The sequence below is a fragment of the Streptomyces sp. ISL-36 genome (assembly GCF_018614205.1).
Lineage (GTDB): Bacteria > Actinomycetota > Actinomycetes > Streptomycetales > Streptomycetaceae > Streptomyces.
Map to the genome: position 1 here is coordinate 1 of NZ_JAGGOS010000025.1, position 11,783 is coordinate 11,783.

Below are 11,783 nucleotides of genomic sequence, written 5' to 3' on the forward strand. Positions count from 1 at the left end.
CCGCGGGCGAGGCCGAGCGGACCGCCGCGGCCGCCGCCCGCGCCCAGGAAGCCCTGGAGAAGGCGCTGTACGAGGCCGAGGAGCTGACCGAGCGGCTCCTCGTGGCCGAGGAGACACCGGCCGAGGAGGAGCCCGACACCTCCGCCCGCGACCGGCTCGCCGCCGACGGCGCCAACGCCCGCCAGACCGAGATGGAGGCCCGGCTGCAGCTCCGTACCCACGAGGAGCGCGTCAAGGGTCTCGCCGGCCGGGCCGACTCCCTCGACCGCGGGGCCCGCGCCGAGCGCGAGGCACGCGCGCGTGCCGAACAGCGCCGCGCCCGGATGCGCCACGAGGCCGAGGTCGCCGGCGCCGTCGCCGCCGGCGCGCGCGGGCTCCTGGCCCACATCGAGGTGTCCCTCGTCCGCGCGGAACAGGAGCGCGCTCTCGCCGAGGCCGCCAAGAGCGCCCGTGAGCAGGGACTGGCAGCGGCCCGTAACCGAGGTCGCGAGCTGAAGGCCGAGCTCGACAAGCTCACCGACTCCGTCCACCGCGGCGAGGTCCTCGGCGCGGAGAAGCGCCTGCGGATCGAGCAGCTGGAGACCAAGGCCTTGGAGGAGCTCGGGGTCGAGCCGGCCGGCCTGGTCTCCGAGTACGGCCCCCATCAGCTCGTACCGCCGTCACCGCCCGCGGAGGGCGAAGAGCTTCCCGAGGACCCGGAGCACCCCCGGAACCAGCCGCGCCCCTTCGTCCGCGCCGAGCAGGAGAAGCGGCTCAAGGCCGCCGAACGGGCGTATCAGCAGCTCGGAAAGGTGAATCCGCTCGCCCTCGAGGAGTTCGCGGCGCTGGAGGAACGCCACAAGTTCCTCTCCGAGCAGCTGGAGGACCTGAAGAAGACCAGGGCGGACCTTCTCCAGGTGGTGAAGGAGGTCGACGTACGCGTCGAGCAGGTATTCACCGAGGCGTACCGGGACACCGCCCGTGAGTTCGAGGGCGTCTTCTCGCGCCTCTTCCCGGGCGGCGAGGGGCGGCTCGTCCTGACCGACCCCGACAACATGCTCACCACCGGCGTCGATGTGGAGGCCCGCCCGCCGGGCAAGAAGGTCAAGCGGCTCTCGCTGCTCTCCGGCGGCGAACGCTCGCTGACCGCCGTCGCGCTGCTGGTCTCCATCTTCAAGGCCCGCCCCAGCCCGTTCTACGTGATGGACGAGGTGGAGGCGGCCCTCGACGACACCAACCTCCAGCGGTTGATCCGGATCATGCGCGAGCTGCAGGAGTCCTCGCAGCTCATCGTCATCACGCACCAGAAGCGGACGATGGAGGTCGCGGACGCGCTGTACGGCGTTTCCATGCAGGGCGACGGGGTATCGAAGGTCATCAGCCAGCGGCTCCGGTAGCCCTACCCATTAAAGACTTGAACGCAAGGCGACACGCCGCAGCCTCAACTTCATCGGAGGTCACCTCTTGACTTCGAAACTTGAAGGAATAGTCTCTGCAACGTTGCTTTTACCTTCAAGTGGTGGGCGGCGTGAAGTTGTGCGCCACTGGAAGGGCTCGCCCCCCACGCCCCGGCGACGCTGCCGGAGCCTCCAGGAGTCCATGTGACCAGCACCGCGCAGGCGCCCACGCCGCCGCCTTCCGAAGGCCGAGCCGCCCACCCGGACCACCTCGGCCACGTCATCTTCATCACGGCGTCCGCCGCGATGGGCGGTTTCCTCTTCGGGTACGACAGCTCCGTCATCAACGGCGCCGTCGAAGCGATCCGGCACCGGTACGACATCGGCTCGGGCACGCTGGCCCAGGTGATCGCCATCGCCCTGATCGGCTGCGCCATCGGTGCCGCGACCGCGGGCCGGATGGCCGACAAGATCGGCCGTATCCGCTGCATGCAGATCGCCGCCGTGCTGTTCACCATCAGCGCCGTCGGCTCGGCCCTGCCCTTCGCCCTGTGGGACCTGGCCTTCTGGCGGATCATCGGCGGCTTCGCCATCGGCATGGCCTCCGTGATCGGCCCGGCGTACATCGCCGAGGTCGCACCCGCCGCCTACCGGGGCCGCCTCGGCTCCTTCCAGCAGGCCGCCATCGTCATCGGCATCGCCATCTCCCAGCTGGTCAACTACGGCATCCTGCAGCTCGCCGACGGCGACCAGCGCGGCGAGATCGCCGGCCTCGAAGCCTGGCAGTGGATGCTCGGCGTGATGGTCGTCCCCGCCCTGCTCTACGGTCTGCTCTCCTTCGCCATCCCGGAGTCCCCCCGCTTCCTGATCTCCGTCGGCAAGGTCGACAAGGCCAAGGAGGTCCTCGCCGAGGTCGAGGGCCACAGCATCGACCTCGACCACCGCGTCGCCGAGATCGACCAGGCCATGCGCCGCGAGCACAAGTCCACCTTCAAGGACCTGATGGTCGCCGGACGCCGCTTCAAGCTGCTCCCCATCGTCTGGGTCGGCATCGGACTCTCGGTCTTCCAGCAGCTCGTCGGCATCAACGTCGCCTTCTACTACTCCTCGACGCTCTGGCAGTCGGTCGGCATCAACCCGTCGAGTTCCTTCTTCTACTCGTTCACCACGTCGATCATCAACATCGTCGGCACGGTGATCGCGATGGTCCTGGTCGACCGGGTGGGCCGCAAGCCGCTGGCGCTCGTCGGCTCCATCGGCATGGCCGTCGCCCTCGCCTTCGAGGCCTGGGCGTTCTCCGCCGACCTCGTCGACGGCAAGCTCCCCGGCACCGAGGGCGTCGTGGCGCTCGTCGCCGCCCACGTCTTCGTGCTCTTCTTCGCCCTCTCCTGGGGCGTCGTGGTCTGGGTCTTCCTCGGCGAGATGTTCCCCAACCGGATCCGCGCCGCCGCCCTGGGCGTCGCCGCCTCCGCGCAGTGGATCGCCAACTGGGCCATCACCGCGAGCTTCCCGTCCCTGGCGGACTGGAACCTCTCCGGTACGTACGTGATCTACACGGTCTTCGCCGTGCTCTCCGTCCCCTTCGTGCTCAAGTACGTCAAGGAGACCAAGGGCAAGGCGTTGGAGGAGATGGGCTAATCCCCGCTGCCCCTCTCCTCACCCACGAAACTGCCCCGGCTTGCGGCCCTGTGCCGCGAGCCGGGGCAGTACGTCTTCGGCGAACAGCCGCAGACTCCGCCACCCCTCGTCGACCGGCATCCCGCCGCACAGCGGATGCAGCACCAGACTCTCCGGATCCAGGCCCACGCACTCCTCCGGCGTGACGATCCGGTAGACCCCCTCGGCCCGCAGCTCCGCCACCGTCGTCGCCGTCGACCGCACCGCCGAGCGGATGTCCTTCGACTGCCAGGAGGCGTACGTCCGCGCCTCGTGCAGGAAGTGCTCCCCGTACAGCTCCCAGGACCGGTCCGGGTCCTCCGAGAGGTGCAGCAGCGGGGTCTCCTTCGCCGGCATCATCGTCCAGCCCTCGGTGCCGTGCTCCGCGCACAGCTGCCGGTAGTACGTCTCCAGCTCCGGCAGGTGCGCGCTCGGGAAGAACGGCAGACCCAGCCGGGCCGCCCGCCGCGCCGCCGCCTTCGAGGAGCCGCCCACCAGGAGCAGCGGATGCGGCTGGGTGAAGGGCCGCGGGGTGACCCGTACCGTACGGCCCTGATACGTGAAGGGCTCACCGGACCACGCCGTCAGCAGGGTCTCCAGGAGCAGGTCCTGCAGCTTGCCGCGCCGGCCCCAGTCGACTCCGCGCTCCTCGTACTCCTCCGGCCGGTAGCCGATCCCCGCCACCGTCACCAGACGGCCCCCGCTCAGCAGGTCCAGGACCGCGATCTCCTCGGCGAGGCACAGCGGGTCGTGCAGCGGGCCGATGATCGCGGACACGGTCACGGCGATCCTCTTCGTCGCGCCGAACACCGCGCCCGCGAACGCGAAGGGGGAGGGGAGCCAGTTGTTCACGGCCCCGTGGTGCTCCTCGGTCTGGATCGTGTCGATCCCGTGCCCGTCGGCGTAGGCGGCCATGGCGAGGGCGGCGCGGTAGCGCTCCGAGAGGGACTCCGGGGTCGCGTGCGGATCGACGAGGTTGAACCGGACGACTGTGAAGGGCATGGGAAGTCCCCCTCCGCGGGCGGGCGAGCATGGAAGCCGGCGAAGGGGGACAGTATCTGACGTGGCGTCAGATGGAAACGGTGTGCGTCGGACGGATACGGCGTCGGACGGACATCGCGACGGACATCGCGACGGAATCGCGTCGGACGGAAAGCGCGTCAGACCTCAGGTCGCGTCGACGGAGACCGTCTCGGGCGCGGCCGGGGCCGGCTCCGCCACGAGAACCTGCGTCCGCGGCAGTACGGCATAGAGCGCCCCCGCCGTGACGATCGTCGCCGCCCAGCCGAGCCCGTTCTCCCCGATCCACGAGGAGGCGAGCGGACCCGCGAACCAGTCGACCTTGGTGAAGAGCAGTCCCACCACCAGCGCCACGGCCCACGCCGTCATGGCCTGCCAGGCGAAACCGCCGCGGTACCAGTAGGCGCTCGTCCGCGTGGTGTCCATCAACGCCTCGGCGTCGTACGACCGGCGCCGCAGCATGTCGATGCCGAAGACGCCGATCCACGCGGAGAACGCCACGGCCAGCAGCGTCAGGAAGGAGATGAACGAGCCGATGAAGCTGGTCGCCACCACCATCAGCAGGAAGCCGAAGACCAGGCTGATCACGGCGTTCACGCTCACCGCCGCCGCGCGCGGCACCTTGATGCCGAGCGTCTGCGCGGTGAACCCGGCCGAGTACATCGACATCGAGTTGATCAGCAGCATCCCGATCAGCGCGATGAGCAGGTACGGGACGGAGATCCAGGCCGGCAGCAGCTCGCCGATGAAGGACACCGGGTCCTGCGCCGAGGCCAGACCGGGCGTCGCCACCGCCATGACCGCTCCCATCAGGACCATCGGCAGCACGACGATCCCGGCGCCACCGACGGTGGAGCCGACCATCGCCTTCGAGGAGGCCGTACGGGGGAGGTAGCGGGTGAAGTCGGGGCCCGAGGGGACCCAGCTGATGCCGCCCGCAGCGATGGTGCCGATACCCGCGATCATCATCGCCGTCGAACCGGTCGGCTTCTCGAAGACCGCCGACCAGTCCGTGTTCGCCACCAGGTAGACCAGCACGAGGACGGAGAAGGCGCCGAAGAGGTACGTCGACCACTTGCTGCAGACGCGCAGGGCGTTGATGCCGAGCCCCGACACCAGGAACGTGCAGGAGACGAAGAGCAGCAGCGTGACGACGATCAGCACGGTGTTCGACCGGATGCCGAAGAGCAGGTCGAGGACCGTCAGCACGGCGTACGCGCCGGTGACCGCGTTGATGGTCTCCCACCCCCAGCGGGCCACCCAGATCAGCGAGCCGGGGAAGAGGTTCCCGCGCTGCCCGAAGACGGCCCGGGACAGGGCCATGCCCGGCGAACCGCCGCGCTTCCCGGCGATCGATATCAGGCCGACGATCCCGTACGAGAGGACCGGTGCGGCCGTCGCGACGACCAGGACCTGCCAGAAGTTCAGGCCGTTGAAGACGATCAGGCCGGCGCCCATGGTGAGCAGGAGCACACTGATGTTCGCCGCGACCCAGGTCGGGAAGAGCTCGCGGACGTGACCGGTCCGCTCGGCGTCGGGGACCGGTTCGAGACCGCGGGTCTCGACGGCGCCTTCGGTTTCGGAGGCGTGGGGCATGGGCGTACTCCGTGCGCGGGTGTGGGGGACCCACCCAGAGTACGTTCACCCACAAAAGCTCCAAAAGAGACGAACGCCCTTTGTGGCAACATCCGAGTTCCACGCCACAGCGCCCCCGTGGCCGATACTGGACGGGTTATGGGAATCGAAATCCTCATCCTTGCCGTCGTCATCGCCGTCGTCGCCGTCGCCGTGACCAGCGGGCTCGTGATCAGCGGCCGCAGGAAGAAGCAGCTGCCACCGGCCGAGGCGCCGTCCACCACGCCCACCATCACCGCTCCGCCCGCCGAACCGCATGTCGGCGACGAGGCGGAGACCCCGCGGGAAGAACCACGCCGGACCATCGAAGAGGTCGACCTCCCGACGGCCGAGGAGGCCGTCGAGACGCCGACCGCGATCGAGGATCCCGTCGTCGCCGCGCCGCCCGCGCCCGAGATCGAGGTACCGGAGCCGACCGCGGGCCGTCTCGTACGGCTCCGGGCGCGGCTCGCCCGCTCGCAGAACTCGCTCGGCAAGGGTCTGCTGACCCTCCTGTCCCGCGAACACCTCGACGAGGACACCTGGGAGGAGATCGAGGAGACGCTCCTCACCGCCGACGTCGGCGTCGCCCCCACCCAGGAGCTCGTCGACCGGCTGCGCGAGCGCGTGCGGGTGCTCGGCACGCGCACGCCCGAGGAGCTGAAGAACCTGCTCCGCGAGGAGCTGATCGCGCTCCTCGGCCCCGACTTCGACCGCTCCGTGAAGACCGAGAGCGACCCGGGCACCCCCGGCGTCGTCATGGTCGTGGGCGTCAACGGCACCGGCAAGACCACCACCACCGGCAAGCTGGCCCGGGTCCTGGTCGCCGACGGCCGTTCGGTCGTCCTCGGCGCGGCCGACACCTTCCGCGCCGCCGCCGCGGACCAGCTCCAGACCTGGGGCGAGCGGGTCGGCGCGCGGACCGTCCGCGGTCCCGAGGGCGGCGACCCGGCGTCGATCGCCTTCGACGCGGTCAAGGAGGGCATCGCGGAGGGCGCCGACGTCGTCCTCATCGACACCGCGGGCCGGCTGCACACCAAGACCGGGCTCATGGACGAGCTCGGCAAGGTCAAGCGCGTCGTCGAGAAGCACGGCCCGCTGGACGAGATCCTGCTGGTCCTCGACGCCACCACCGGTCAGAACGGGCTGGTCCAGGCCCGGGTCTTCGCCGAGGTCGTCGACATCACCGGCATCGTCCTCACCAAGCTCGACGGCACCGCCAAGGGCGGCATCGTGATCGCGGTCCAGCGCGAGCTGGGTGTTCCGGTCAAGCTGATCGGCCTGGGGGAGGGGCCGGACGACCTGGCTCCGTTCGAGCCGGCGGCCTTCGTCGACGCCCTGATCGGCGACGGGGCCTGAGGCGGCCGGCTCACCCGGGTCCACCCGTGGGTGGGTCCGGGGGCCGGGACCTCCGGTGGGGGGTCTTCGGACTGCGTCTCACCGCGCTCCGCGCGAGTTCCGACGCTTGACGTCCGAACACCCCCCACGCTCCGGCCCCGCCCCCCGTCGCGTCGTACGCCGGCCGACCTGCGGACCGGCGTCGGCGACCGCCCCGCGCCTCTAGAAGTGCGTGCGGTGGGAGATGTAGGCCAGGGTCCCCAGCAGGAGGCGGGCCTGGGGCGGGGCGCCCGCCGTGTCCAGGGTCGGGGGGCGCAGCCAGTGGACCGGGCCGAGACCGCCCAGGTCCGACGGCGGGGCCGTGACGTACGCGCCGGCGCCCAGCCCCCGCAGATCGAGGCAGGCGTCGTCCCAGCCCATCCGGTACAGCAGCCGAGGCAGCTCCGCCGCCGCGCCCGGCGCCACGAAGAACCGGGCCCGCCCCGTCGGCGTCACGCACACCGGACCCAGCGGCAGCCCCATCCGCTCCAGGCGGACCAGCGCCCGTCGCCCCGCCCGCTCGGCGACCTCGATCACGTCGAAGGCCCGGCCGACGGGGAGCAGCAGCGCCGCCCCCGGATACCGCGCCCACGCCTTGGTCGCGTCGTCCAGGCCCGCACCCGCCGGGACCTCCTCGGCGAACGAGAGCGGATGCGCCCCCGGAGCCGTACAGCCCCGATCCCCGCAGGAACACTGGCCGGAGACGGCGCGGGCTCCCGGGACCACGTCCCAGCCCCACAGCCCTGTGTACTCGGCCACCGCTGTGCACTCCGAGGTGCGGACGCGGCGTCGTGAGCCGGACCGCAGCTCACGAATGCCGCCGATCGTGAAGCCCATGCCCCCTCCAACGGGTCGGACGCGCCGGTGGTTACGACCCGGAGCTCCACCGTCACGTTCCGTCGCCACGGGTGGCGTGCGGTCGCGAGCGCGGTGGTGCGGTCCGTCGCGCACGCCTCCTGGCGCAACACTCCGCCGACTCCGGTTCGTCGCATGTCAAGTGAATCCTGTGAAGCGGCAGGCGGGTTCATTCGAAGGGGTGGCGAATGGTGGCGATTCTTGAAACGCCCTCGCGGGACGGGTGATCGTAGGATTACTCTCGGTGCACGAACCTCGGACTGCATTGCGCATGTGGGTATGCCGGAGGCAACCCGCTTTCCAGTTCGAAGGGGTGCAACCTCCGGACGGGGGGCCGCGACACACGGCATTCTGTTAGAGGTTCACGCGACGAAGGCATTGATGTGGATGGGGGCGTTCCTGTGGGCGGCAACGGCGCAGACGGTACGACTGCCGGCAAGCGCCCCAACGAGCAGCTGAGCTCGTGGTTCGTGCGCAGCGGCTGGTCGAAGGGCGAGCTGGCGCGCCAAGTGAACCGCAGGGCGCGCCAGATGGGCGCGCACCACATCAGCACCGACACCTCGCGCGTCCGGCGCTGGCTGGACGGCGAACAGCCCCGCGAACCCATCCCCCGGATCCTCTCCGAACTGTTCTCCGAACGGTTCGGCTCGGTCGTCGCCATCGAGGACCTCGGCCTGCGCACCGCCCACCAGGCTCCGTCCGTCTCCGGCGTCGACCTGCCCTGGGCGGGCCCCCAGACCGTCACCCTGCTCAGCGAGTTCTCCCGCAGCGACCTGATGCTCGCCCGCCGCGGCTTCCTCGGCTCCGCCCTGTCGCTCGCCGCCGGGCCCGCCCTCATCGAGCCCATGCAGCGCTGGCTCGTGCCCACCCCGGCCGCCGAACCCGGCCGACCCGAACCGGTCCTCGACACCCGCCGCCCCGGCCGCCTCTCCCCGGGCGAACTGGACCTCCTCGAATCCACCACGGCGATGTTCCGCCAGTGGGACGCCCAGTGCGGCGGCGGACTGCGCCGCAAGGCCGTCGTCGGCCAGCTCCACGAGGTCACCGACCTCCTCCAGGAACCGCAGCCGGCCGCCACCGCCCAACGCCTCTTCACCTGCGCCGCCGAACTGGCCGAACTGGCCGGGTGGATGAGCTACGACGTGGGTCTGCAGCCCACCGCCCAGAAGTACTTCGTCCTCGCCCTGCACGCCGCCAAGGAAGCGGGCGACAAGCCGCTCGGCTCGTACATCCTCTCCTCCATGAGCCGGCAGATGATCCATCTCGGCCGGCCCGACGACGCCCTCGAACTCATCCACCTCGCCCAGTACGGCAGCCGCGACTGCGCCACCTCGCGCACCCAGGCGATGCTGTATGCGATGGAGGCCCGCGCCTACGCCAACATGGGCCAGCCCAGCAAGTGCAAGCGCGCCGTCCGGATGGCCGAGGACACCTTCGCCGACGTCGGCCTCGACGGCGAGCCCGAGCCCGACTGGATCCGCTTCTTCTCCGAGGCCGAGCTCAACGGCGAGAACTCCCACTCCTACCGCGACCTCGCCTATGTCGCCGGACGCTCCCCGACCTACGCCTCCCTCGCCGAGCCCATCATGGAACGGGCCGTCGAGCTCTTCGCGGCCGATGCCGAGCACCAGCGTTCGTACGCACTCAATCTCATCGGCATGGCCACCGTGCACCTGCTCAAGCGCGAGCCCGAGCAGTCCGCGGTCCTCGTCGAGAAGGCGCTCGGCGTCGCCAAGCGCGTCCGCTCCGAGCGGGTCAACAACCGGCTGCGCAAGACCGTCGACACGGCGGCCCGCGATTTCCGTGACGTCGCCGAGGTCGTCCAGCTCACCGACCGGCTCACCGCCCTGCTGCCCGAGACCGCCGAAGCGGTCTGACCGCGCGGAACCCGCCACACTCCGGCCGCGACAGACGTCCCCCACTGCCCGACTCGGCTCCCCCGCCGCCAGGACACAGGGACGACTGCCGCGGCCGGTCCACGTCCAGCGGGCAGGGTACGCGCGTTACCTTCCCGTGACACAGCCGTTCACAGTCGCGTAACACGTCCCACCCCTTCGTCACTGCGGCGAAACATCGTGCGGCATCGACGGAAACCGCGCTGCGCCAACCTCTGGCGCATAACCGGCCAACCCTCACGGCCGAGCCGCTCTCCGGCCCGCCTCCGCACAGGCCGTACCGACGACGAGGAGACGCCGATGGCACCAGCCATCACGACCCTGGCAGCAGCCCCCGAGCTGTCCGCTGCCAACACCGGGTTCATGCTCATCTGCTCCGCCCTGGTCATGCTGATGACCCCGGCCCTCGCCTTCTTCTACGGAGGCATGGTCCGCGTCAAGTCCACCCTCAACATGCTGATGATGAGCTTCATCAGCCTCGGGATCGTCACGATCCTCTGGGTGCTCTACGGCTTCAGCCTCGCCTTCGGCACCGACTCCGGATCGATCATCGGCTGGTCCTCCCAGTACGTCGGCCTCAGCGGCATCGGCGTCACCGAGCTGTGGGACGGCTACACCATCCCGGTGTACGTCTTCGCCGTCTTCCAGCTGATGTTCGCGATCCTCACCCCGGCCCTGATCAGCGGCGCCCTCGCCGACCGCGTGAAGTTCACCGCCTGGGCCCTGTTCATCGCCCTGTGGGTCACCGTCGTCTACTTCCCCGTCGCCCACTGGGTCTGGGGCTCCGGCGGCTGGCTCTTCGAGATGGGCGTCATCGACTTCGCCGGCGGTACGGCGGTCCACATCAACGCCGGTGCCGCGGCCCTCGGCGTGATCCTCGTCATCGGCAAGCGCGTCGGCTTCAAGAAGGACCCGATGCGCCCGCACAGCCTCCCGCTGGTCATGCTCGGCGCCGGTCTGCTCTGGTTCGGCTGGTTCGGCTTCAACGCCGGCTCCTGGCTCGGCAACGACGACGGCGTCGGCGCCGTGATGTTCGTCAACACCCAGGTCGCCACCGCCGCCGCCATGCTCGCCTGGCTCGCGTACGAGAAGATCCGCCACGGCTCCTTCACCACCCTCGGCGCCGCCTCCGGCGCGGTCGCCGGTCTGGTCGCCATCACCCCGGCCGGCGGCTCCGTCAGCCCGCTCGGCGCGATCGCCGTCGGCGCCATCGCCGGCCTCGTCTGCGCCATGGCCGTCGGCCTGAAGTACAAGTTCGGCTACGACGACTCCCTCGACGTCATCGGCGTCCACCTCGTCGGCGGTGTCATCGGCTCCCTCCTGGTCGGCTTCTTCGCCACCGGCGGAGTCCAGTCCGACGCCAAGGGCCTCTTCTACGGCGGCGGCCTCGACCAGCTCGGCAAGCAGGCCGTCGGCGTCTTCGCCGTCCTCGCCTACTCTCTTGTCGCGTCCGCGATCCTCGCGCTGATCATCGACAAGACGATGGGCATGCGGGTCAGCGAGGACGACGAGGTCTCCGGTATCGACCAGGTCGAGCACGCCGAGACCGCCTACGACTTCAGCGGAGCCGGCGGCGGCGCCTCCTCGCGCTCCACCGCCGCGCCCGCCCCCGCAGTTACGGAGACCAAGAAGGTGGACGCATGAAGCTCATCACCGCAGTCGTGAAGCCGCACCGGCTGGACGAGATCAAGGAGGCCCTCCAGGCCTTCGGAGTCCAGGGGCTCACGGTCACCGAGGCCAGCGGATACGGCCGCCAGCGCGGCCACACCGAGGTCTACCGCGGTGCCGAGTACACCGTCGACCTGGTGCCCAAGATCCGGATCGAGGTCCTGGTCGAGGACGACGACGCCGAACAGCTCATCGACGTCGTGGTCAAGGCCGCCCGAACCGGCAAGATCGGTGACGGCAAGGTGTGGAGCGTGCCGGTCGAGACCGCCGTCCGCGTCCGCACCGGCGAACGCGGTCCGGACGCACTGTAGGCAACGCGGAT

General features: G+C 70.3%; 9 protein-coding genes. 6 read left to right on the top strand and 3 right to left on the bottom strand.

The window, feature by feature from the left end:
• Together J7E93_RS06840 and J7E93_RS06845 are read left to right on the top strand one after the other, a co-directional pair.
• Window positions 1–1,376, top strand: a 1,376-nt coding sequence (locus J7E93_RS06840) for an AAA family ATPase (RefSeq protein WP_215066428.1), incomplete at its 5' end; no start/stop codon positions are given.
• Between the two features lie 204 nt (window positions 1,377–1,580).
• The gene (locus J7E93_RS06845; RefSeq protein WP_215066430.1) at window positions 1,581–3,014 is read left to right on the top strand and encodes a sugar porter family MFS transporter; all 1,434 of its coding nucleotides are present in this window, start codon (window positions 1,581–1,583) and stop codon (window positions 3,012–3,014) included.
• 18 nt (window positions 3,015–3,032) lie between these two features.
• Here J7E93_RS06845 and J7E93_RS06850 read toward each other — a convergent pair whose 3' ends face one another.
• Window positions 3,033–4,034, bottom strand: a complete 1,002-nt coding sequence (locus J7E93_RS06850; RefSeq protein WP_215066432.1) for an LLM class flavin-dependent oxidoreductase — start codon at window positions 4,032–4,034, stop codon at window positions 3,033–3,035.
• Between the two features lie 165 nt (window positions 4,035–4,199).
• Window positions 4,200–5,648: a cytosine permease gene (locus tag J7E93_RS06855; protein ID WP_215066434.1), complete on the bottom strand. Its 1,449-nt coding sequence runs from the start codon at window positions 5,646–5,648 to the stop codon at window positions 4,200–4,202.
• Between the two features lie 144 nt (window positions 5,649–5,792).
• On the opposite strand from J7E93_RS06855, the gene ftsY reads away from it, so the two are divergent.
• The gene (gene ftsY, locus J7E93_RS06860; RefSeq protein WP_215066511.1) at window positions 5,793–7,025 is read left to right on the top strand and encodes a signal recognition particle-docking protein FtsY; all 1,233 of its coding nucleotides are present in this window, start codon (window positions 5,793–5,795) and stop codon (window positions 7,023–7,025) included.
• A gap of 201 nt (window positions 7,026–7,226) precedes the next feature.
• On the opposite strand, the gene J7E93_RS06865 is transcribed toward ftsY, so the two are convergent.
• Window positions 7,227–7,880 (bottom strand): bifunctional DNA primase/polymerase, encoded by a 654-nt coding sequence (locus J7E93_RS06865; protein ID WP_215066436.1) that lies wholly within the window; start codon window positions 7,878–7,880, stop codon window positions 7,227–7,229.
• Window positions 7,881–8,299: 419 nt separating this feature from the next.
• On the opposite strand from J7E93_RS06865, the gene J7E93_RS06870 reads away from it, so the two are divergent.
• The 3 genes from J7E93_RS06870 to J7E93_RS06880 all read left to right on the top strand — a co-directional run bounded on the left by J7E93_RS06870 (window position 8,300) and on the right by J7E93_RS06880 (window position 11,772).
• Entirely contained in the window at window positions 8,300–9,775 is a 1,476-nt protein-coding gene (locus tag J7E93_RS06870; protein WP_215066438.1) for a hypothetical protein, read from the top strand.
• Window positions 9,776–10,093: 318 nt separating this feature from the next.
• Window positions 10,094–11,437, top strand: a complete 1,344-nt coding sequence (locus J7E93_RS06875) for an ammonium transporter (RefSeq protein ID WP_215066440.1) — start codon at window positions 10,094–10,096, stop codon at window positions 11,435–11,437.
• Window positions 11,434–11,772, top strand: coding sequence for a P-II family nitrogen regulator (locus J7E93_RS06880; RefSeq protein WP_101390346.1), 339 nt, complete (start codon window positions 11,434–11,436; stop codon window positions 11,770–11,772). Before J7E93_RS06875 ends, J7E93_RS06880 begins: the two co-directional genes overlap by 4 nt.
• Window positions 11,773–11,783 lie beyond the last annotated feature (11 nt).

Coding starts and splice junctions, on each gene's coding strand:
- J7E93_RS06875 (WP_215066440.1), top strand. CDS start 10,094: ATGGCACCAGCCATCACGACCCTGGCAGCAGCCCCCGAGCTGTCCGCT.
- J7E93_RS06855 (WP_215066434.1), bottom strand. CDS start 5,648: ATGCCCCACGCCTCCGAAACCGAAGGCGCCGTCGAGACCCGCGGTCTC.
- J7E93_RS06880 (WP_101390346.1), top strand. CDS start 11,434: ATGAAGCTCATCACCGCAGTCGTGAAGCCGCACCGGCTGGACGAGATC.
- J7E93_RS06865 (WP_215066436.1), bottom strand. CDS start 7,880: ATGGGCTTCACGATCGGCGGCATTCGTGAGCTGCGGTCCGGCTCACGA.
- J7E93_RS06850 (WP_215066432.1), bottom strand. CDS start 4,034: ATGCCCTTCACAGTCGTCCGGTTCAACCTCGTCGATCCGCACGCGACC.